General features: G+C 72.2%; 20 protein-coding genes and 1 pseudogene. 5 read left to right on the top strand and 16 right to left on the bottom strand.

What is annotated here, in order from left to right; translation table 11 throughout:
- Positions 1 to 2 precede the first annotated feature (2 nt).
- The 7 genes from ADL05_RS18105 to ADL05_RS18085 all read right to left on the bottom strand — a co-directional run bounded on the left by ADL05_RS18105 (position 3) and on the right by ADL05_RS18085 (position 3373).
- Entirely contained in the window at positions 3 to 476 is a 474-nt protein-coding gene (locus ADL05_RS18105) for a hypothetical protein (protein ID WP_197285844.1), read from the bottom strand.
- Between the two features lie 80 nt (positions 477 to 556).
- Positions 557 to 2158, bottom strand: coding sequence for a hypothetical protein (locus tag ADL05_RS18100; protein WP_053618161.1), 1602 nt, complete (start codon positions 2156 to 2158; stop codon positions 557 to 559).
- A gap of 58 nt (positions 2159 to 2216) precedes the next feature.
- A complete protein-coding gene (locus ADL05_RS32155; RefSeq protein ID WP_255351847.1) occupies positions 2217 to 2339 on the bottom strand; it encodes a hypothetical protein in 123 nt (40 codons plus the stop codon).
- Between the two features lie 113 nt (positions 2340 to 2452).
- Entirely contained in the window at positions 2453 to 2578 is a 126-nt protein-coding gene (locus ADL05_RS32150) for a hypothetical protein (protein WP_255351846.1), read from the bottom strand.
- A gap of 80 nt (positions 2579 to 2658) precedes the next feature.
- Entirely contained in the window at positions 2659 to 2895 is a 237-nt protein-coding gene (locus tag ADL05_RS18095) for a hypothetical protein (protein ID WP_053618160.1), read from the bottom strand.
- Positions 2892 to 3167: a hypothetical protein gene (locus ADL05_RS18090; protein WP_053618159.1), complete on the bottom strand. Its 276-nt coding sequence runs from the start codon at positions 3165 to 3167 to the stop codon at positions 2892 to 2894. Before ADL05_RS18090 ends, ADL05_RS18095 begins: the two co-directional genes overlap by 4 nt.
- Complete coding sequence (locus tag ADL05_RS18085; protein WP_053618158.1) at positions 3164 to 3373, bottom strand: hypothetical protein; 210 nt, start codon at positions 3371 to 3373, stop codon at positions 3164 to 3166. Before ADL05_RS18085 ends, ADL05_RS18090 begins: the two co-directional genes overlap by 4 nt.
- Before the next feature lie 142 nt (positions 3374 to 3515).
- On the opposite strand from ADL05_RS18085, the gene ADL05_RS18080 reads away from it, so the two are divergent.
- Positions 3516 to 4403 carry a helix-turn-helix transcriptional regulator gene (locus ADL05_RS18080; RefSeq protein ID WP_255351845.1) on the top strand — a complete coding sequence of 296 codons (888 nt, stop codon included), beginning with the start codon at positions 3516 to 3518 and terminating at the stop codon, positions 4401 to 4403.
- 12 nt (positions 4404 to 4415) lie between these two features.
- Complete coding sequence (locus ADL05_RS18075) at positions 4416 to 4610, top strand: DUF397 domain-containing protein (protein ID WP_053618156.1); 195 nt, start codon at positions 4416 to 4418, stop codon at positions 4608 to 4610.
- A gap of 106 nt (positions 4611 to 4716) precedes the next feature.
- On the opposite strand, the gene ADL05_RS18070 is transcribed toward ADL05_RS18075, so the two are convergent.
- From ADL05_RS18070 to ADL05_RS18045, 6 genes and pseudogenes are all read right to left on the bottom strand, one after another.
- The gene (locus ADL05_RS18070; protein ID WP_082376533.1) at positions 4717 to 5841 is read right to left on the bottom strand and encodes a branched-chain amino acid ABC transporter permease; all 1125 of its coding nucleotides are present in this window, start codon (positions 5839 to 5841) and stop codon (positions 4717 to 4719) included.
- Complete coding sequence (locus ADL05_RS18065) at positions 5841 to 6740, bottom strand: branched-chain amino acid ABC transporter permease (RefSeq protein ID WP_053618155.1); 900 nt, start codon at positions 6738 to 6740, stop codon at positions 5841 to 5843. Before ADL05_RS18065 ends, ADL05_RS18070 begins: the two co-directional genes overlap by 1 nt.
- Positions 6741 to 6946: 206 nt before the next feature.
- Positions 6947 to 7657: pseudogene (locus ADL05_RS18060) on the bottom strand (ABC transporter ATP-binding protein); the annotation flags it as partial.
- Entirely contained in the window at positions 7654 to 8505 is an 852-nt protein-coding gene (locus tag ADL05_RS18055) for an ATP-binding cassette domain-containing protein (protein WP_082376531.1), read from the bottom strand. The gene ADL05_RS18055 and the pseudogene ADL05_RS18060, both read right to left, overlap by 4 nt.
- Positions 8506 to 8507: 2 nt before the next feature.
- Complete coding sequence (locus ADL05_RS18050) at positions 8508 to 9683, bottom strand: substrate-binding domain-containing protein (protein WP_053618154.1); 1176 nt, start codon at positions 9681 to 9683, stop codon at positions 8508 to 8510.
- A 150-nt stretch (positions 9684 to 9833) separates the two neighbouring features.
- A complete protein-coding gene (locus ADL05_RS18045; RefSeq protein ID WP_053618153.1) occupies positions 9834 to 11798 on the bottom strand; it encodes a PASTA domain-containing protein in 1965 nt (654 codons plus the stop codon).
- 246 nt (positions 11799 to 12044) lie between these two features.
- Between ADL05_RS18045 and ADL05_RS18040 the strand changes: the two genes are divergently transcribed.
- Together ADL05_RS18040 and ADL05_RS18035 are read left to right on the top strand one after the other, a co-directional pair.
- Positions 12045 to 13163: an ADP-ribosylglycohydrolase family protein gene (locus tag ADL05_RS18040; protein ID WP_053618152.1), complete on the top strand. Its 1119-nt coding sequence runs from the start codon at positions 12045 to 12047 to the stop codon at positions 13161 to 13163.
- A 233-nt stretch (positions 13164 to 13396) separates the two neighbouring features.
- Positions 13397 to 13933 carry a YbaK/EbsC family protein gene (locus tag ADL05_RS18035; RefSeq protein ID WP_053618151.1) on the top strand — a complete coding sequence of 179 codons (537 nt, stop codon included), beginning with the start codon at positions 13397 to 13399 and terminating at the stop codon, positions 13931 to 13933.
- 217 nt (positions 13934 to 14150) lie between these two features.
- On the opposite strand, the gene ADL05_RS18030 is transcribed toward ADL05_RS18035, so the two are convergent.
- From ADL05_RS18030 to ADL05_RS18020, 3 genes are read right to left on the bottom strand one after another with little or no spacing between them, the layout of a single operon-like run.
- Positions 14151 to 15554, bottom strand: a complete 1404-nt coding sequence (locus ADL05_RS18030) for an APC family permease (RefSeq protein ID WP_053618150.1) — start codon at positions 15552 to 15554, stop codon at positions 14151 to 14153.
- Positions 15547 to 17529, bottom strand: a complete 1983-nt coding sequence (locus ADL05_RS18025) for a primary-amine oxidase (protein ID WP_053618149.1) — start codon at positions 17527 to 17529, stop codon at positions 15547 to 15549. The genes ADL05_RS18030 and ADL05_RS18025 overlap by 8 nt, the downstream gene beginning before the upstream one ends.
- 60 nt (positions 17530 to 17589) lie before the next feature.
- Entirely contained in the window at positions 17590 to 19032 is a 1443-nt protein-coding gene (locus ADL05_RS18020; protein WP_197285843.1) for an aldehyde dehydrogenase, read from the bottom strand.
- Between the two features lie 413 nt (positions 19033 to 19445).
- Between ADL05_RS18020 and ADL05_RS18015 the strand changes: the two genes are divergently transcribed.
- Positions 19446 to 20399, top strand: coding sequence for a helix-turn-helix domain-containing protein (locus tag ADL05_RS18015; RefSeq protein WP_053618148.1), 954 nt, complete (start codon positions 19446 to 19448; stop codon positions 20397 to 20399).
- Positions 20400 to 20426 lie beyond the last annotated feature (27 nt).

Below are 20426 nucleotides of genomic sequence, written 5' to 3'. Positions count from 1 at the left end.
GGTCAGGTCTCGTCGAGGTCGACCCCGAGATCCCCCACGGTGTGGACGTGTCCCGCCGGTTCCAAGATCACCTCTGCCGGGCGTGACAGGAACGTGCACATCCGAGCGCGCCGTTCTACTTCCCGCACGACGGTCCATCCCTGGACCTCGGTGTAGTAGCGCACCAGGGCCGGAGCGAACGTGCCCCGGCGCACGTGCTTCCGACCGGTGCGTGCGGCGTGGTCCAGCGCCCACCGGGCCAGAACCCACCCCAGGCGCTGGCCGGTCGGCCAGGTCCACGTCGAGGCCAGGAACAACGCCGGGATCTCGCGCTCGGTCTCAGTGAACCCCCACTCGGGTGATTCGCTGTACGCGGTTGTACACCCCACCACCTGGCCGCCGTCGACCAGCACCCACATGGGGGTGTCGGCCTCCGCTGCCTGCCCGGCCATGGCCTGGGCGATCTCCGGGCTGGAGGCCAGGCCGTTGTCGCTCATCCACTCCACACGCCGCGCCACCATCGCCTCAACGCCATCATGGTCATCCGCTCGGGCCGGTCGGATCTGCATGTCGCCCCTCATCGTCGGGCCTGGAGGGATGCCAGGCCGGTCTCCAGGATCAGTGGTCGGTACACGTCGAAGGTGCGCTCGCCCGAGGTCTTGAACTCGGTGGCCGCGTGCGCCAGCTCGTCCGCGTCGAGGTATCCATCATCGACCAGGAGTGAGCCGCGATCGAGTGTGTCGAGTAGATGGTCTGTTCCGTGGCGGCGCATGGCCGTGTCGAGGATGTCCTGGAAGTTCTCGGGCATCACCGGATGGGAGACCTCTCGGGAAAACCCGCACCGCGTCAGCCGGTCCCGGAGCAGCCGTTTGCGGTGTCTCCATTCTGCGGGCAAAGACTCGGCGAGCCGTACCACTTCGGGGGCCGCAAACGGGTTGATCGGCCAGATCCCATGCCGCATGTGCTGAGGGTAGAACGCACCGAAGCAGTCCAGGATGGACCACAGGGTCGGGCCGATGGGTGCCGCGCCCTCGAACCGGTGAGGGAACAGCTCCCGACCGAGTGGTCCCAGGAACGCCGGCACCCCGTCACGCTGACGTAGCGGTGCCGCCGCCCTCACCCCGAACCGTTCCCGTTCGGCGGTGCGGAGCTTCATCGCTTCGTCTCCGCCCAGCCCGGTGAACAGCACCCGTTTGCCGTGCTCGGCGTAGTCGGTGAGGAGGACATCGCGGGCTTCCGCGTAGGGGCCTTCCTGGGGGTCGAACGGGCGACCCCGGCGACGCCTGTCCTGAGGATTGAACGGTAGGTGATCCACCATCCGCATGGCGTGGTCGGGGCCGAACCCGTTGGCGAGTAGTTCGTGGCGCCGTCGCCGCTGTTGTTGCCCCATGGTCCCCGCCAGGAGCATGGCGCCGGTATGGACACGGCCCGGGTAGAGCTGGGCCAGGGCCATAGCCACGTTCGCGGAGTCCATCCCCCCGGACACGTCGGCCACTGCCTGTGCGGGGTTGAACTCCCAACGGTCGATGACGCCCTGGAGGATGGTCTCGAAGACCGCCGCCGGGTCGGCATCCTCGACCAACGTCCGGGGCAGTGCGTGTGCCGCGGGCTCGGGATAGGCGATGGCTACGCCTTCACCCGTCCAGGTCGCCGTCGCCCGCTCGGTGACGGTGGCGACGTCGGCCAGGAGAGTGGCTGAGCTGTAGTGGGTGGCGTAGGTCAGGAACCGAACTACCGACAGTGGGTCGAACCGGCGGGGGTTCACGTGCGGGGCCAGGGTCAGCACATCCCAGGAGCCGCGCAGCGTGCCGTCCGATGCGGCGAGGTGGACCGGGGCCACACCCCATGGGCTCGCGTGGAGCTGGACCTGCCCTCGGGTGAGCTCGACGAGCACGTATCCCAGCGGCCACGTGCGCGCTTGATCCCATCGCGTCTGGTACTCGCCTGGTGCGACGTGGTCCGCTCCGACTGAGGTTGAGCACCAGGTGGTGGAGCCGCGCGCGCGTTCGCGGATCACCAGAAGCGCACGGTCTTCGGTGACGGTCATGCCCGTTTCGAGGCAGGGGTGTGCGTAGGGGGTCAGGTGCGAGTCGCCGAATGTCCAGCCATGGCCGTCCGGCGCGGGACGCCACAGGGCTGGGGTTCTCAGGTCATGGAGGTGGATCTGCAACCTCAGCATGTGGAATCCCGACTACGAAGATGAGGGCGGCCCCTGGATGTGGGGCCGCCCTCGGCGGTCAGATCTCGTCGTAGTTTCGAGGGGAGTCGCTGTCTCCGTCGACCTTGGTGTACTCCTCGGCCTGATCCGGGATCACCAGTTGCTCGGGGGTCGCGAAGAGGGCTTCGATCTGTTTGTTCATCTGGGCTCCTTGGGAGGGGAGTGGGGCGCCCTGGCTTCTCTCGGCCAGCGCCCTCATGCCCGCGCCCGCAGGGGAGGCACTCCCTGGACGGCGGGCGCGGGGGTCTGGTCACCTCACCCGCGGGTGACGGTGATGGTGTCGTGGCAGTGGCGACACTTCATGGTTCGGATGTCGGGGTACTTCGGGTTGGCCGGGTCGGCGATGTAGTCGTGCTGTCCGCTCGTGGTGTGCCGCTGCACCTGGTGGCACCGTCGCAGGCTCGTCTCCTGGGGGTGAGAGGTGCGGCCCCGACCGGGTCAAGGGGCGGGGCCGCACCGGATCAGGGCGTCATGGCGGGGGTCAGTCGTTCCAGCGGTGAGTGCCAGACCAGCGGTCGGGGGTGGGGGTCCGGACGCGGGTCCACGACCACACGGCTGGACGGACCCCGGGTCGCCGCGTAGAGCGGGCGGCCCTCCAGGGTCGGACCGAGGTAGCGGACGCGCGTGCCGTGGGCGCGGGCCCAGGCGCGCAGTTCGGCCAGGGTGGCCAGTTCGTGCAAGTCGCAGACGGCGGTCACTCGGACGCCTCCCTGGTCTCGTACCGCACGGCTAGGTCGGGCTCGGTGTGCAATCGGCGGATGCGGGCGGTGAGGGCGCGGACGTCGTCGCCCGTACGTCGGCGGCAGCCGAGGAGGCCTCGGACGTGCTGGGCGCGCGCGGCCAAGAGGTCGCGGCGCGCGTCCCAGGAGCCGAGCGCGGCCGGGGGCAGGTGGTAGACGGACGCGAGCGCGTCGAGGAGGTCGTCGACGTCGGCGACGGTGATGCGGGCGTCTGACTCGGTGGCGGTCATCGCGTACTCGCCTCCAGACGCCGCAGGCCCTCCAGGATCGTGCTCAGGATCGCGGCGGGGATGAGGTCCGCGGGCACGCGTGGACGCGGGACGGGCCACGGGGCGTAGGAGCGGGCGCGAGCGGCGCGGCGGGGCCGACGCCGGCGCACGCGCTCTTCGGCGAGGTAGCGGACGGCGGCGAGCGCCGACGGGTTCAGGTATCGCACAGGGCGACTCCTCTGTCAGGGTGCCGCTGGATGAAGGCGGCGAGTGGATGAGTACAGCACTCATCATCCACTCGAAACTTTTAAATCGCAAGTCCTAAGTCGCGATACGGTGTTTCGCATCATCACAGTAAGGAGTTGCGAAATGTCCGTTTCTCACTCACCGGCGATAGCATCGAGCAGGTCACCTGAGGAGGTCGATGTGAGCAGCCCGTCCGTTGCACGACGCCAGCTATCAGCACAGATGCGGGCGAAGCGACTCAACGCGGGCATGACCATCGAGCAGGCCGCCGACGCCCTCGAATGGTCGAGCACGAAGATCTCGAACATCGAGACCGGCCGGTCGAAGAAACCGGCGGTGACGGACATCCGCGTCCTGCTCGACCAGTACGAGGTGACGGACGAGCGCGAACGCGACTCGATACTCGCCTTGACTCGGCAGTCACGCGAACGCGGGTGGTGGAACCGCTACGACGATGTCCTCGGAGGCGCGTACGCCTCCCTGGAGGCCGGTGCGAGAAGCGTTCGCCTCTTCGAGCCGCAGTACATCCCCGGACTGTTCCAAACACCGGAGTACGCCGAAGCCATCGCGCAGGCCACGCTCATCCGCGATCCTGCTGACATCCAGCGGACCGTCGAGGCGCGTGTGCGACGGCAGGAGATCCTGACGCAGGACGATCCGCCGGACGTGTGGGCGGTCATCCACGAGGGTGCACTCTTGATGCTCAGAGCGTCTCCGGACCTGTTCGCCCCTCAGGTGGAGCGGCTCCTCGATCTCGCGGAGTCGCCCAACTCAGTCACCATCCAGGTACTCCCCATGTCATCAGGGCTACATGCTGGGATGGGAGGCCCGTTCTCCATCCTCGATTACGACGCCGCTCAGTCACTCGTCTTCCTGGAGACGAACACGGACGGGCTGTACCTGGAGAAGCCGCCGGAGATCGCCCGGTACCGCAACTGCTTCGACCGCTTGCTGGCCAAGGCACTCGACCCGGACGCGGTCCCTGGCTACCTGCGATCGCTCACCGCCTAGAAAGTCACCACCATGTACTCATCCAGCGACGAACTGACCTTCCGCAAGTCCTCGTACAGCAACCCGTCGAACTGCGTCGAGGTCGCCGACGTGCCCGGCGGCGACGCGGCGGTGCGCGACTCACAGAACCCTGGTCACGGGCACTTCCTCGTCCCCGGAACGGAGTGGACGGCGCTTCTGTCCGCCGTGCGGCACGAGCGCGGGTAATACGCCCAACAGACAGGCCCCGGGGAAATCCCCGGGGCCTTCTGCGTACTCATCCGTCGCCGATCTTACCTCTCCGTGCCATCCCGGCACGAGGTAGTGGCCGGAGTCAGCTCCGGGCCGACCTCCGTTCCCTGAGGGCGGACCGGACGCGTCCGGGGAGCGCCACCAGACCTCCCGGGAAGAAGAACACCATGAGCACGAACAGGACCCCCAGCACGAACAGCGGCTGCGACAGCGGCGCGCCGAGCCACGCGGGCAGGGCCGTGAACGCGTCCGAGCCGCCGAGCTGGAGCAGGCGGTGGTCGAGATACGTGTACAGCCCCGCGCCGACCAGCGGACCCCACCGGGTTCCGGCTCCGCCCAGCGCCACCATGACCAGCAGGGCCAGCGTGAACTCCGCGGTGGTGATGCCCGGGGTCACGCCTCCGGTGACCAGCAGGTACGCGACGCCGCCCAGGGAGGCCAGTCCGCCGCCGACGGTGAACGCCGCCAGCTTGTAGGGGTACGGATTCACCCCGAGGACGGCCACCCGCTGTTCGTTGGCGCGGATGCCCTGCCACACGCGACCGACCGGCGACGCGGTCAGCCACCAGACCACACCCGTGGCGACCACGGCGTAGGCCAGGGCCACCCAGTACAGGTTGACAGTGTTCACCACGCCCACGAAGGCGTCGGGCACGGCCGCCGTGTGCAGCGGCAGGCCCTCCTCCCCACCGGTCGCCCGGCCGGGGTCGCGCGCGATGAGGATCGATCCGGCCTGCGCGAAGGCGAGCGTGACCATGGCCAGCGCGATGCCGTTGACCCGCAGGGACACCGCGCCGAGGACCAGCGAGAGCAAGGTGCCGCCGACGACGGCGACGACGGCCGCCCACAGCAGGGGCAGCTCCAGGACCCGCATCAGCAGCGCGGCGGTGTAGGCCCCGCAGGCGAAGTAGAGCGCGTGCCCGAAGGACAGCAGTCCCACCCGCCCGTAGAGCAGGTCGTAGCTGGTCGCCAGCCCACCGAACACCAGGCACAGCGCGAGCAGGTGCAGGGTGGGCGGGCTGTTGAGGGTCCCCTCGAACACGCCGGGCAGCGTGAGCGTGGAGAAGGGCAGGGACAGCGCCACCAGGAGGAGCACGCCCGGGGCGATCCAGCCGGTCGGCCGCGGGCGCCGGCGCACGTCGGGCACGGCGGCCGGGGCCGACGCACCGGTGCCGGGCGTCGTCGGGGCCACGTCGGTGTCGGTCATCAGGCCACCCTCTCCGCGGACTTCTTCGCGGTCAGTCCGCCCTGCCGCGTGAGCAGCACCAGCGCCAGGACGATGACCACGGCGATGTCGCCGAGTCCGGCGACGGTGTAGTAGTTGGCGAACTGCTGGATGAGCCCCACCGCCACGGAGGCGAGTGCGGTACCGACCAGCGAGGTGGTCCCGCCGATCACCACGACGATGAACGCGAAGATCAGCAGGGACATCCCCTGCGTGGGGGTCACCACGCCGAAGTAGAGGCCGCCCAGGGCCCCGGCGAGCGCGGCGGCGGCGCCGCCGATCGCGAAGACCAGGGTGAAGGCGGTCCGCACGTCGATGCCCAGGGCCGTGACCATGGCGCGGTCCTGCACCCCGGCTCGGACGATCAGCCCGTAGCGGGTGCGGGAGTTGAACAGCCACAGCGCGGTGAAGACCGCGACGGCGGCGGCGATCAGCAGGAAGCGGTCAGTGGGGACGTTGACGCCGAGGACACCGACGGTGCCCGCCACCAGCTCGGGGCGGGGGAAGGTGAGCGGGTCGGCGCCCCAGACGGCCTGGATGAGCGCGGGCACGGCGAGGCTGAGGCCGACCGTGGCCAGGATCTGCTCGCGGTGGCGACCGTAGAGCGGTCGGATGACGCACAGCTCGACCAGGGTCGCGGCGAGGGTGCCCGCGCCGACGCCGAACGCGACCGCCAGGAGGAAGCCGAACCCGTCGGGTCCGGCCCCGGGCAGGTACACGCTCGCCCACCAGGTGCCGTAGGCGCCGATCGCGAGGAAGGCGCCGTGGGCGAAGTTGAGCACGTCCATCAGGCCGAAGATCAGGGAGAGCCCCGAGGCGATGAGGAAGTACAGGGCGCCCAGTCCGAGTCCGGTGATGACGAGGAGCACGACGGTACTCACGCGGTGTCCACCTGCCTGTCGTGGGTCGGGTCGGCGGCGGGTCCGGCCGGAGGACCGACCTGAGGAGCGGTCGTGGATCCGCGAGCGGACCCCGGTGTGGACGCGGACGTGGACGCGACCCGGGAGTCGGCGTCGGGCTCGGTGTCGGGCTCGGACTCGGGCTCGGGCTCGGGCTCGGGCTCGGTGTCGGACTCGGCTGCGGACCCCGACCCGGTCCGGGCCACTCCCAGGAGCGCGCGGACGCGGTCGGGGTCGTCGAGCAGGTCGTGAGCCGGGCCGGTGTGGGTGACCCGTCCGGCGTCGAGCACGACCACCTGGTCGGCCACGCGCCGGACCAGGGCGAGGTTCTGTTCGACGAGCAGGACCGGCACGCGCTCGGCGGCGACGGCGACCGCGTCGGCGACCTCGCGCACCACCCTGGGGGCCAGCCCCTTGGTGGGCTCGTCCACGATGAGCAGCCGGTTGTCGTTGAGCAGGGCCCGCCCGATGGCGAGCATCTGCTGCTGTCCGCCGGACAGGGTTCCGGCGGGCTGGGCCGCGCGGGCGCGCAGTTCGGGGAAGAGTTCGTGGACGAGGTCGTAGCGGGGCGCACCTGGCCTGCGTTCGGCCAGCCGCAGGTTCTCGGCGACGGTGAGCGCGGAGAACACCCCGCGGTCCTCGGGCACGTAGCCGATCCCCCGGGCGACGATGGCGTGCGTGGGGTGCGCGGTGATGTCGGTGCCGTCGAACTCCACCCGCCCGGTCCGGGGCACCAGGCCCAGCAGCGCCTTGACGGTGGTGGTCTTGCCGACGCCGTTGCGGCCCAGGAGTGCGGTCACACCGACCGCCGGGGTGGAGAAGGTCACGCCCTGGAGGATGTGCGACCCCTCGATCCACACGTGCAGGTCGGCCGCGTCCAGGAGCGGCCCGCCGGTCACGCCCCGTCCCCGAGGTAGGCGGCCTGGACCTCGGGGTCGGCCATGGCCGAGTCCGGGTCGGTGAAGGCCAGCAGTGCGCCGTGGTGCATGACGGCCAGTCGGTCGGCCATGTCGAGGAGCACCTCCATGTGGTGTTCGACCATGAGGACGGTGCATCCCTGTTCGCGGTGCACGTCCCGGATGACGGTGGTGAGGTCGCCGATCTCGCCCGCGCTGACCCCGGCCATGGGTTCGTCCAGGAGGATCAGGCGGGGTCGGCGGGCCAGCAGCAGGGCGAGTTCGAGCTTGCGCTTGTCGCCGTGGGAGAGGTCCCCGGCCAGCGCGCCCGCCCGGTGGGAGAGGCGGACCAGGTCCAGGACCGCGGCGACCTCGGGGCCGCCGTCGGGTGCGGCGCGCCGCCAGAACCGCCGCGACTCGCCCGTGCGGGCCTGGACGGCGAGGCCGACGTTGGCGCCGACGCCCAGGTCGGCGAAGACGCTGGAGGTCTGGAAGGTGCGCCCCATGCCGAGCCGGGCCCGCCGGTGGGGCGCCCGGCGGGTGATGTCGGTACCGGCGAGGCGGATGGTGCCGGAGGTGGGCCGGGTCAGCCCCGTCACGAGGTTGAACAGGGAGGTCTTGCCCGCCCCGTTGGGTCCGATGAGGGCGACGAACTCGCCTTCGCCGACGTCCATGGTGATGTCGTCGACGATGACGGCTCCGCCGACCGACCAGCTCAGGTGCTCCAGTGCGAGCACGGCGGGGCCCTGGTGCGGCCCGGGTCCGGTGGCGGTCCCGGCGCCCGCCTCCTCACCGGTACGGATGTCCTGGGCCGCGGCGGCGTCCGCCGCGCGGGTGGCGTCGGTGGGCACGGCTACTCCGCGACCGGGGGCTCGACGTCCGCGGCGGGGATCTCCGCGATGAGTTCCGGGTGGGCGTCCTCGCCCTCGCCGACGAGTTCGACCTGGTACATCGGCTGGATGAGGGCGTGGTCCTCGGCGCGGATGTGCACCTCGCCCTTGACCCCGTCGAACGTCCACCCCTCCAGGGCCGCGATGCGGTCCTGGACGTCGGTGCCCGCCCCGGCCGCCTGGACGATCATCTGCGCCGCGGTGAAGCCGTCCGGGGTGAAGAGGTCGACCTCGCCGCCGTCGGTCACGACGGTGTCGTGCATGATCTCGGCGACCTCGGTCTCGCTGGCACCGTCGAAGTAGTGGGACAGGAAGGAGATCCGGCCGCCCGCCTCGCCGAACACGGGGTAGGAGGGCTTGATGTCCAGTCCGGTGACGACCTCGGTGGAGCCGAGGATCTCCTGCTGGTCGAGGGCCTGCCACATCGCGGCGGCCGTCTCGCCCGCCCAGGCGACGAACACCAGGTCGGGCTCGGCCTGGCCGAGTTGTTCGGCGAAGGGGGTGAGGTCCGTGGTGTCCGGCGGGGCGAGGACGCTGTCGACGGAGGCGCCCTCCGCCTCCAGGACCTCCGTGACGGCGGCGACGTTGTCCTGGCCGAAGGCGTTCTGCTGGGCGAACACCACGACCTCGGCGCCCTCGGGGTCGTCCATGAACGCGGCCGCGGTGAGGATGTCCTGGTAGGTCTGGCGCCCGGACCGGAAGGTGTGGTCGTTGAGGCCGGTGAGGGCGTCGGTGGCGGCGGAGCCGGAGACGAACAGGATGTCGTTCTGCTCGGCCAGCGGCGCGACCTGCGCGGCGATACCCGAGGCGGTGGACCCGGCGATGATGTCGTGCCCGGAGCCGATGAGGTCGCGTGTGGCCGACACCGCCTTGGTGGGGTCGCCCGCGTCGTCGGCGTAGGACACCTCGATGGGGCGGCCGTCGACCTCCATGGTGCCGTTGGTGGCGTGGTCGAGTCCGGCCTCGAACCCCTGGCGGTACTGCTCGCCGTAGGAGGCGAGCGGCCCGGTGGACGAGTAGACGATGCCGACCCGGACGGGGTCGTCCTCGCCGCTTCCGGCCGCCTCGCCGGGGGTCCCGCACGAGGTGAGGGCGAGCGCCGCGGCGCAGGCGGCGGCCAAGGGGGGCGTCTTGCGCATGTGTCTCCTCCGGTCGGCACCCGATCGTCGGACACCACCGCCCGTACGGGGGGATGGGGTGCCAACCCGAAGGTAGAACCGCAGTGACCTGATTCACATGTAGGTGTCGCCCATAGTTCGCCGCGGATCAGTGTCGGTGGCGCCCACGGGTCAGCAGGGGCCGAGGTCGGCCCACGGCCCCCAGTCCCCGCCGTCGCCCGGACGGTGCTGCGCGCCCTGGACCCACCAGCGCGCCTCGTACTCGCGGCCCTGGTGGTGCACGCGGTCGCCGGTGTCGTACTGGGTGTGGGGGTGCCAGGCCGCGCCGGAGCAGGACGCGTCGTCGTCGCCGCGTCCGCCGCCCCAGCCGTCATCGTCGTCGCCGCGGTCCGGGTCCTCCTCCTCGTCGGTGGGCTCGTCCCGGTCCCGCTCCCGGTCCGCGTCGCGCTCCTCCTCGTCGTCCTCGGTCTCCGACTCCTCGACCTCCGGCTCCTCGGGGCCGGTGGAGACGGTGATGGCGACGTTCGCGTCGTCGGGCAGGATCGACCCGGGCTCCGGGTCCTGGCCGAAGACCTCGCCGACGACCACCTCGTCGTGGGGTTCCTCGACGATCAGCGCGGCCAGCCCGGCTTCGTCGAGGAGGGTGACGGCCTCGGCCTGGTCCACGCCGATCAGCGACGGGACCACGTTGCCCTCGCTGACGCTGACCACGACCGGCTCCTCGCGGTCGCCCTGTTCGCCGGCCGCCGGCTTCGTGGAGAGCACGGTGCCGGGGGCCTCCTCGCCGGAGTGCTCCTGCACCACCTCGATGTCGGTGAAGCCCGCCTCCCGCAGCGCGGTGCGCGCCTCGGACTCGGTCCCGCCCGCGACGTCGGGGACCTCCACGGAGCGCGCTCCGATGGAGACCACCAGTGTGACCTGGTCGCCCGTCTCGACCTCGGTGCCCGCGGCGGGCTCGGTGGCGGCCACCGCCCCGGTCTCGACGGCGTCGTCGTAGGCCTCGGTGCGCCGCACGACCAGGTCGGCGCCGAGCCCGGTGAGCACGGCCTCGGCCTCCCCGGGAGCGCTTCCAGTGACGTCCGGGACCACGACCGCGTCGTCGGGGGCGAGCGCGGCCCAGCCGACGACGGCGAGGAGGACGACGGCCAGGGCGGCGGCCGAGACCAGGACGGGCAGGCGCCGCCACGGCGGTGCCCCGTCGCGGCCGCGGCCGGGGGTACCACCGCCGGTGGGCCCGGAGGCTCCACCGGGGGCGCGCCGGGAGGCCCGGCCTGCACGGAAGGCGGAGGTGAAGGCGGACCCGGCACCGGCCTGGGCCAGGGTCTCCGGGCCGACCACGGGGATGGGCCGGGTGTCCGCGGGGTCGCCGTCACCGTCCGCGCGCGGCAGTGACCGCGTCACCTGTTCGACCATCGTGAGGTACTTGGCGGCGTCGCGCGGGCGGTAGCGAGGCGTGGGGTCGGTGGCGTTGGCGACCAGCATGTCGACGTCGGACGGGACCCCGTCCACCGCCTCCGAGGGACGCAGCGGGCCCTCGTGCGGCGCGGTGCCGACGCCGGTGATCAGTGTGTGGAGCAGCCGCCCGACGGCGTGGACGTCCTCGCTGGTGTCCGGCTCCCGCCCGGCCGTGGTGTCGGCGATCAGGGGGAGCCCGGTGACGGTCACACGGCCGTCGTCGTCGAGCAGGACGTGGTCGGCCTCGACGGCGCCGTGCACGATGCCCGCCTGGTGGAGGGCGTCCAGCGCGCCGAGGACGTCGGCGACGATGGTCAGGGCCGTGGCGGGGGAGTAGCGCAGGGCGGCGTCGCCGTCGGTGAGGACGCTGGCCAGACTCTCGCCGCGCTCGTACTCGGTGACGGCGTAGACGTGGTCGCCGTCGCGCCCGTGACCGAGTGTGCGCGCCAGCCCCGGGTGCGTGACCGACTCCAGGGTCTGGACACGGCTGTCGAAGGCGTGGACGGCGCCCGCGTCGGCGACCGACTCGGGGTGCATCACCGTGACCATGACGAGGTGGTCGACGGTCAGGTCGTGCGCCGTGTGGACGGTACCCGAGGGACCGCTGCGGACACGCTGCCCCAGGACATAGCGTCCATGCAGCGTGAGGCCGAAGAGGGTGTCGGGGCTGGGGGTCGCCATGATGCGGATTCTACGGTCACCCGCACAGCAGATCACCGCCATTCGTCCGAATGTGGACATGCGACCCGCGCGCACGGGCGCGGCGCCGGGTCCGCGCACGGGCGCGCGACCACGCCGCCGTCACCGTCGGTGTCCTCGCCGTCTCGTTCGCCGTGTCCCGGGCCGCTTTCCGGTGGTTTCCCGGAGCGAGTCGGGGCACGCGGCCTCGATAGGGTCCCAGTACCCGAAACCGAAGCGAGGCCCCCCATGACACCGCCCCCTCCCGGGACCGTCGGCGACCGCGCGGCCGGAGTGCTGCTCGGCGCCGCCTGCGGGGACGCACTGGGCGTCCCCTACGAGTTCGCACGCAGACTCGGCGACCACGAGGTGCCGGAGATGGTCGGCGGTGGGCTCGGTCCGTACGCGCCGGGCGAGTACTCCGACGACACCCAGATGGCGGTGTGCATCGCCGAGGCCCTGCGCGACCACGACGCCCCGCTCTCCGACCGGGCGCTCCGGCAGACCGCCGAGGCCTTCCTGGCCTGGCGGCGCGACGGTGCCAGCGACATCGGCCACCAGACGCAGAAGGTCCTGGGCGAGGTGGAGGCCGCACGGGGGACCGAGGGTGTGGCCGAGCAGATGGCGGCCCACGCGCGACGGTTGTTCGAGTCCGGCCTGCCGAGCGCGGGGAACGGCTCGCTCATGCGGACCGGGCCGCTGGCCCTGGCCTATCTGGACGATCCGGCGGGCCTGGCCGTGGCGGCCGACCGCTACAGCCGCCTGACGCACGGGGACCCGCTGGCGTCCGAGGCGTGCGTCCTGTGGTGCGAGGGCGTGCGCCGGGCGGTCGTGCGCGGGGACCTGTCGGGGGTGCGCGCCGGGGTGGAACTGCTGCCGATGGGACGCCAGGCGTCCTGGGCGGCGTGGCTGGACGAAGCCGAGGAGCGGCCTCCGCACGCGTTCGAGGGCAACGGCTTCGTGGTCCGCGCGCTCCAGGCGGCGTGGTCCGCGGTCAGCCGCGGGGAGGCGGAGGAAGAGGCGCCGGGCGCAGGGGACGCGGGGAACGCGGGGCTCCCGACCTCAACGGAAGGCCCGCGGCTCCAGCTTTCCCGACCCGCCGCCCACCAACGCCCCGAGGGCGCTGCGCGGGAGTCGGAGCGTCCACCCTCAACGGAAGGCCTGCGGCTCCAGCGTTCCCTGTGGTCGGCGGTACGGGCGGGGAACGACACCGACACCGTGGCGGCGATCGCCGGGGCTCTGCTCGGCGCCCGTTACGGCGCGAGCGCGATCCCCGACGAGTACCTGTCGGTGGTCCACGGCTGGCCCGGCTACCGGGCGGCGGACCTGGCCGCTCTCGCCCTGGCCATCACCGAACGCCACTCCTGACCGGCGGTTCCGACCCCGGCCCCTGCCGTTCCCGGCTCCCGCCAGTGGGCGCCGACTCCCGCGCCCCGAAGCGACCGTCGACCAGGCGGCGGGAAGGGGTCCCCCATCGCGGGTGCCGGCGCCCGCGATGGGGGGGGACACGTCCGTGCGGGGGGCCGGATCCGTCCGTGCGGCGGGCGCCGCCGGGCCTCACTACGCTGGCGGCGAGAAGCGGTTCGACGAGGGAGGCGCCCATGACCGACGCACTTGACTGGACGCGGCCCGACGAGCACCCGGACTGGCTGGCCGAGCCGACCAGGGCCGCGCTCGACGGTCTGGCGGAGGGAGACCGGGACCGGGTGCGGGTCGCGGAGATCGATCCGGAGCTGGCCGACACCGCCGCGTTCTGCGAGCGCTACGGGATGCCGTTGGAGACCAGCGCCAACTGCGTGGTGCTCGCGGCCAAGCGCGGCGGCGAGGTGACCTACGCGGCCTGCATGGTGCTCGCGACCCAGCGCGCGGACGTCAACGGGATGGTCCGGCGCCACCTGGGCGCCCGCAAGATCTCGTTCGCGCCCATGGAGGAGGCCACCGGGCTGACGGGCATGGAGTACGGCGGCATCACGCCGTTCGGGCTGCCCGAGGGGTGGCCGGTCCTGGTGGACAAGGCGGTGGTGGACACCCCGTCGGTCGTGGTGGGCAGCGGTCTGCGCCGGTCGAAGCTGTACGTGCCGGGCCCGCTGGTGGGCGGGCTCCCGGGCGCCGAGGTGCTCCCGCTCGTCAAGGAGTAGGCGTCGGGTCGATATGTCGACAAAGTGACCAGTGGTTACGGTCGCCGACAAAGCGCCTTCGTGCGCGTCTACAGGTGTTCGACACCGTACCCCGTGCGGTGGGGCGCCGTCAGGGGTTCGCGCGTCCTGAGGGTGACGGGGAGCCGGCCCGCCACCGTGTCGACCTGTCGCCATGTCCGCACCGGTGGTCGAGGCGACGGGTCGACACGTCGCTACGTCACTCCCGGCGCAGGGCCGCCGGGACCGCCCCCGCCGCGAACGCGGCCACGAGCAGGGCCACGAAGAACACCGCCAGCCCTGTGGACCCGTCGATGAGCGTGGTGAAGTTGGACAGCACCAGCGCCGCCACACCCACCAGTCCCACGGCTCCCAGAACCGGCGCGATCCGGGCGTGCCACCACCGCGTGTCCGCGCCCGTCCTGGCGAAGAACGCCACGACCGCCACGCTCACGAGCACCATGAGCGCCAGCACTCCCAGCGTGGCCATGCCGCTCATCCAGGTGAACACCTGGAGTACCGGATCGGCCTGGGCCAGCGCGAACACCGCGATCAGTACGGCCGCGGCCGCGGACTGGACGAGCGAGGCCACGTGCGGCGACGCGTGGCGGACGTGCGTACCCGCGAGCGGCGACAGGACGCCGCCGGTGTGCCCGATCGCGTACAGGTAGCGGGCGATCGTGTTGTGGAACGCCAGCAGCGCCGTGAACAGGCTGGTGAGCAGCAGGATCTCCATGGTCACGGCCACACCCGGCCCCGCGTACAGTGCGGCCACGGAGAACACGAGCCCCTCGGTGTCCTCCAGGGCGGCGGTCCGCGCCTGCCCCGTGCCGACCCCCACGACGACGGCCCAGGACACGAGCGTGTAGAAGCCGCCGATGAGCAGCACAGCCGCGTAGGTCGCGCGGGGCACGGTCCGTCCCGGGTCCCGGGCCTCCTCGCTGTAGATCGCCGTCGCCTCGAAGCCGATGAAGCACGCCACCGCGAACATCAGCCCGATCCCGGGCGACCCGGAGAGGAAGGCCCCGGCCGTGAACGGCTCCGCGCTCGGGCCCTCGGCGCCGCCCCGCAGGAACACCGCGCCGACCAGGACCGCGAGGACCCCGACCTCGCACACGATGAGCACACTGAGCACGCGCGTACCCACGTCGATGCTGCGGAAGCCGAGCACGCCCACGACGGCGAGCAGCACTCCGCTCCACAGCCACCAGGGCAGGTCCGGCCCGCCGTAGGCGGCGACGGTTCCGCCGAGGGCGGCCCCGGCCAGTCCGTAGACCGCCGCCTGGATGGCGGTGTAGGAGAGCAGGGCCAGACCCACGGCACCCGCGCCGGTGGTCCGGCCGAGCCCCGCGGTGACGTAGGCGAAGAACGCGCCCGCGCCCTCCACGTGGCGGCTCATCCCGGCGTAGCCGACGCTGAACAGCAGCAGGACGACCGTCACCGCGAGGTAGGCCACCGGGACGCCCGCGCCGTTGCCGATGGCCATCATCACCGGAAGCGCGCCGCCGATCGCGACCAGCGGCGAGGCCGCGGCGACGACGAGGAAGACGATGCCCGCGGTTCCCAGCGATCCCCGGAGTCCCAGGGGGGCGCCGGCCCGTGCCGGTTTCGTGCGCTCAGTCATGGCAGCAGTCCGTTCGCTCGGTGTCCGCGGCCGTGGCGGGTCCGCGCGAGTGGCAGGCACCCGCGGCGGTGGCGGGCACGTCCAGGGTGGGGTTGCGGTCGAAGAAGCCGACCGGGCGCAGCGTGAAGCCGGTGTGGTCGACCGGCATGATCGGCCAGTCCTCCGGGCGGGGCGCGTGCGTCAGGCCGAAGGTGTGCCACACGACCAGGTCCCGGCCGTCCAGGTCGCGGTCGGCGGCGGCGTAGGCGGGCAGGCCGGCGCCGCCCGGGTGCTGGTTGACGAAGTCGCCCGCCGGGTAGCGCTCGGCGGGATCGTAGGCGGTCACCCACAGGTGGCGGGTGGCGAAGGCGGCGCGCGCGGCCACCGACGAGGCGGGATCGGCGAGCAGGACCGGCTTGCCCTCGGGCTGGAGGGCGTAGCCGACGTGGCGGCCGAGCCGGTTGGGGGAGCCGGGGTTGGTGATGTGCCAGACCCGGTCGACGGAGGCGTCGGCGTCGCGCTGGGCCTGGTTCTCGGAGGCCAGCACGGTGTGCTTCTGGGTGAAGGCGTTGCCGCGCGGATTGTCGGGGCCGATGGGGACGCGGGCGGCGTCCACCTCCACCACACGGTTGGCGGTGCCGTCCAGGGCCATGTCGAGCCGGGCGCAGAACAGGTGCTGGTGGAAGGGCGCGCCCAGTCCGGGGGCGATCTCGGTCGCGTAGGGGTAGTCGCCGCCGGGGTGGGCGGAGGTGAACACGATGCCGGTGGCCTTGGCCTCGAACTCGATCGTGCCGTCGAGGTAGAGGTACCAGTAGAACCCGTAGTCGTAGTTGCCGACGGTGGTGAAGAAGGAGATCACCATCCGCCGCCGGCGCCGGGTCTCGGACGATCCCGCCCACAGGTCGCTGTGCTTCCACAGCACCCCGACGTCCTCCTCGTGCAGGCACACGGCGTTGGGGAGGGTCTGTGGCTCTCCGCGCTCGTCGGCGAGGACGGCGTCCATGTAGGTGATGTCGCCGAGGCAGTCGCAGCCGAGCCGGAGGGCGTTGGCGTAGCGGCCGACCATGTACTCGCCGGTGTCGAAGTAGTTCTGCCAGGACCGCACGGGCGAGGGGTCGGCGTAGGGGACGACCATCTCGGCGATGGAGGCGCGGTGGACGATCGAGCGCTCCCGCCCCCGGTCGCGGTCGGCGAAGGCGATCTGGTGCAGCACCAGCCCCTCGCGGGCGTCGAAGCCGATCCGCAGCGACCAGTTCTCCCAGCTCAGCACGTTGCCGTCGAGGGTGAAGCTCGGCCCCTCGGGCTGAGTGATCTCGATGGGCCTCTGGGTGGTGCGCGGCGGCCCGCTCACCTCGGGATCGGGGTAGTTGCCGGACTCGGTCGGGATCGGCACGGGCCCGAAGTCGATGACCCGGTCGACGGTCCTGCCGACGACGTCGACGTAGGCCACGAGTCCGTCCACCGGGTGCGCCCAGGCGTGGTCGGTCTCGTGCTCCTGGACGAAGGCGAGTCCGCGCAGGATGCGGCGGCCGCGTTCCTCGGGGTACTCGTCGTCGTAGACCCCGGCCGACAGCGGGGCCACCCGGACGGTGGAGGGGTCCAGGTCGCGGGCGCGCAGGGCGGCCAGCCAGTCCTCGTCGGTGGACAGGACCTCCTCCACCAGGGCGAACTCCTCGTCGAGGACGGGAAGTTGGCCGTCGGTGGCCGCGTCCAGGGTCCGGTCGGAGTCGATCCGACCGTGGGTGAGGGACAGGACGACGTCGTGGGCGGGTCCGCCGCCGGTGTCGTGCAGCAGGACGCGGACCCGGCGGTCGACGGGCGTGCCGGGCGTGTGGGCCAGGAGGTCGTCCTTGGCGGGTTCCTCCAGGCCGAGGTAGGCGAACCGGGTGGCGTCGGTGGCGTGGCCGGTCGTGGTGAGCAGGGTGCGGGCGGCGGTGATCTCGTCGGGGGTGAGGGCGTCGAGGGGATGCGCCGCCGGGGTGTCGGTGGTGGCCATCGGTTCCTCCGGGGATGGATGTGGTGAGGCCGGCGTCGGTGTGCGGGACGCGGGTGTCGGTCAGGCCAGGTTGGTCCAGATGCTCTTGACCTGGGTGTAGGCGTCGATGCCGGACCAGCCCATCTCCCGGCCGAGCCCGGAGGCCTTCATCCCGCCCCAGGCGGCCGCGGCGTCCAGGAACGGCGGCATGTTGATCCACACGGTGCCCGCGCGCACCCGGGCGGCGAGGCGGTTCGCGGTGCCGATGTCGCGGGACCAGATCACCGCCGCGAGCCCGTACTCGGTGTCGTTGGCGCGGGCGACCAGCTCGTCGGGGTCGTCGTAGGGCAGGACGGACAGGACGGGGCCGAAGATCTCCTCGCGGGCGATGCGCATGTCGTCGGTGACGCCGGAGAACACGGCGGGGCGCACGAAGAACCCGCGGTCGTCGTCCAGCGGGGCGCGGTCGTGCAGGTGGGCGCCGTCCTCCCGGCCGATGCGCACGTAGCTCTCGGCCTGGTCGCGCTGCTCGGCGGAGACCACCGGGCCCATCTGGGTGTCCTCGGCCAGGCCGTGGCCGAGCTTCATGGCCGCGGCCCCGGCGGCGAGCTTCTCCGCGAACTCGTCGTGGCGCGCGGAGTCGACGAAGAACCGCGTGTAGGCGGCGCAGACCTGGCCGGAGTTGAGCAGGCCGCCCATGAGGTTGCCCGCGACGGCGGCGTCGATGTCGGCGTCGGAGGCGATGATCGAGGGCGCCTTGCCGCCCAGTTCGAGCGAGACGTGCTTGAGCGCGCGGCCCGCCTGGGCTCCGATCTCGCGGCCGACCTCGGTGGAGCCGGTGAAGGACACCTTGGCGACCCCGGGGTGTCGGACCAGGGCCCGGCCGACCCCGGGTCCGCCGGTGACGACGTTGACGACCCCGTCCGGGATACCCGCCTCCTTGACCAGCCCGGCCAGGCGCAGGGTGGTGAGCGGGGTCTGCTCGGCCGGCTTGACGACCACGGTGTTGCCGGTGGCCAGGGCCGGGGCGAGTTTCCACATCAGGATCATGAGCGGGAAGTTCCACGGCGTGATGAGCGCGCACACGCCGAGGGGTTCGCGACGGGTGCGGTAGTCGACGTCGGGGATGGACAGCGGTGCGGTGACTCCGGTGATCTTGGTGACCCAGCCCGCGTAGTAGCGCAGGTGCTCGACGGCGTTGGGGACGGCGAACCCGCCACTGACGCCGAGCGGCTGTCCCTGGTCGCTGGTCTCCAGGCGGGCGAAGGCGTCCGCGTCGGCCTCCAGCAGGTCGGCGAGCCTGAGCAGCAGCTTGGCGCGGGCGGCGGGGAGCATCCCCGCCCACTCGGCGGACTCGAAGGCCCGCGCGGCGGCGGTCACGGCCGCGTTCACGTCGGCCTCGGTGCCCTCGGGCACCTCGGCCAGGACCTCCCCCGTGGCCGGGTCGAGGGTCGGGAACGTGGTCCCGTTCCCCTTGCTCCACTCGCCGTCGATCAGCATGTCGGTCCGGATCTCGGTCCTCATCGGTTCCACCTGGCCTTTCCCTCGTGGTTCGTGTGAGTGCTGGTCGTGCTGTTGCGCGTGCGGTGCTGGTGGTTCGCGTGTGGTCAAACGAGACCGACTGCCTTCCCGTCGGCCCTGACCGCCGGAGCGCGGGTGGCACCGCGGGGCCGGGGTATGGGCGCCGTGTTCCGGAGGCGGGGACGCGGACGTGGACGAGTCCCGTTCCTGCGGCGTCGCGACCGTGCTGGGGAAGCTACGCGGGTGATGCCGGTCACTGTCGCCATCGTGCGCACGGCCGTTCGCCGATTCGTGCACGGGCCCGCCCGGCGCTCGGCTCACCCTTGCCCGGTGATGGTGACGCGGTTAACATCCGAGGACCCGGCATCGTTCGTACGCCCACGTCAGGCACGAGATGTGGGGGAAGGGAGAGGGGCGTGAGCACCACGCACTCCGTTGACCGGGGGCGCCACCGGGGCATCATCGACCGGCTCGACACCTTCGAGGACGCCGCCTCCCGGGCCTTCGCTCCCCTGCGCATGCGCACCACCGGCGGCCTGCCCTTCCACGGCGCGTTCACCTCGGCGCGAGTGGACCAGTTGGTGCTGACGCACATCACCGCCGACCCGGTCGTGGTGCGGCGCGACACCTCGGTGATGGGGTCCTCAGATCCCGACCTGATCAAGGTGGCCTGGCACGGCTCGGGCCGGGCGGGGGTGGACCAGGGCGGCCGGCAGTGCCTTCTGAACCCCGGCGACCTGGTGGTGTACGAGACGGGCCACCCGTACGAACTGCCGTTCTGGGAGCCCTACGACACCGTGGTGGTGGGCGTGCCCAGCGCACGGTTCGGCGCGCACGCGGACGTGCTGCGGCGGCGGGTGGCCATGCCGGTCCGGGCGGACACCGGGCTGCGCGGGATCGTGTCGGCGATGTTCCAGGGGATGGCGTCCGGCGGCGTGGGCGACGGCGCGAGCGGCGCGGCCCAGCACCACATGGCGTCGGCGCTGGTGTCACTGGTGTGCGCGGCGTTCTCCGACACGTTCCCCAGCGATGACGAGGACCCGTTGGACCGGGTCCGGGCGTACTGCCTGGCGAATCTGGGCGACCCGGGCCTGTCGGCGGAGTCGGTGGCCGCGGCGCACGGGATGTCGACGCGGTACCTGTACACGCTGTGCCGTGCGGGGGGATTCACGCTGGCGCGGTGGGTGAGGTCGGAGCGGTTGGCGCGGATCCGGCGCGACCTCGCGGACCCGGTGCTCGCGGAGCGGCCGACGGCCGTGATCGCGGCGCGGTGGGGCGTGCTCGACACGGGACACCTGGGGCGCATGCTGCGCGCTGAGTTCGGAGTGACGGCGAGGGAGATCCGCGCCGAGGCGCGTCAGTCGGTCTGATCACGGGAGAAACAGCAGGTCGGTGCG

It is taken from the genome of Nocardiopsis sp. NRRL B-16309, assembly GCF_001279585.1.
Lineage (GTDB): Bacteria > Actinomycetota > Actinomycetes > Streptosporangiales > Streptosporangiaceae > Nocardiopsis.
The sequence above is the reverse complement of the archived record's forward strand: the minus strand, read 5'-3'. Positions and strand labels throughout refer to the sequence as shown.

Excerpts from the sequence above, each read along its gene's own strand:
- ADL05_RS18075 (WP_053618156.1), top strand. The coding sequence starts at position 4,416 with ATGTACTCATCCAGCGACGAACTGACCTTCCGCAAGTCCTCGTACAGC.
- ADL05_RS18040 (WP_053618152.1), top strand. The coding sequence starts at position 12,045 with ATGACACCGCCCCCTCCCGGGACCGTCGGCGACCGCGCGGCCGGAGTG.
- ADL05_RS18050 (WP_053618154.1), bottom strand. The coding sequence starts at position 9,683 with ATGCGCAAGACGCCCCCCTTGGCCGCCGCCTGCGCCGCGGCGCTCGCC.
- ADL05_RS18100 (WP_053618161.1), bottom strand. The coding sequence starts at position 2,158 with ATGCTGAGGTTGCAGATCCACCTCCATGACCTGAGAACCCCAGCCCTG.
- ADL05_RS18070 (WP_082376533.1), bottom strand. The coding sequence starts at position 5,841 with ATGACCGACACCGACGTGGCCCCGACGACGCCCGGCACCGGTGCGTCG.
- ADL05_RS18105 (WP_197285844.1), bottom strand. The coding sequence starts at position 476 with ATGAGCGACAACGGCCTGGCCTCCAGCCCGGAGATCGCCCAGGCCATG.
- ADL05_RS32155 (WP_255351847.1), bottom strand. The coding sequence starts at position 2,339 with ATGAACAAACAGATCGAAGCCCTCTTCGCGACCCCCGAGCAACTGGTG.
- ADL05_RS18030 (WP_053618150.1), bottom strand. The coding sequence starts at position 15,554 with ATGACTGAGCGCACGAAACCGGCACGGGCCGGCGCCCCCCTGGGACTC.
- ADL05_RS18035 (WP_053618151.1), top strand. The coding sequence starts at position 13,397 with ATGACCGACGCACTTGACTGGACGCGGCCCGACGAGCACCCGGACTGG.
- ADL05_RS18080 (WP_255351845.1), top strand. The coding sequence starts at position 3,516 with ATGTCCGTTTCTCACTCACCGGCGATAGCATCGAGCAGGTCACCTGAG.
- ADL05_RS18045 (WP_053618153.1), bottom strand. The coding sequence starts at position 11,798 with ATGGCGACCCCCAGCCCCGACACCCTCTTCGGCCTCACGCTGCATGGA.
- ADL05_RS18020 (WP_197285843.1), bottom strand. The coding sequence starts at position 19,032 with ATGAGGACCGAGATCCGGACCGACATGCTGATCGACGGCGAGTGGAGC.
- ADL05_RS18090 (WP_053618159.1), bottom strand. The coding sequence starts at position 3,167 with ATGACCGCCACCGAGTCAGACGCCCGCATCACCGTCGCCGACGTCGAC.
- ADL05_RS18025 (WP_053618149.1), bottom strand. The coding sequence starts at position 17,529 with ATGGCCACCACCGACACCCCGGCGGCGCATCCCCTCGACGCCCTCACC.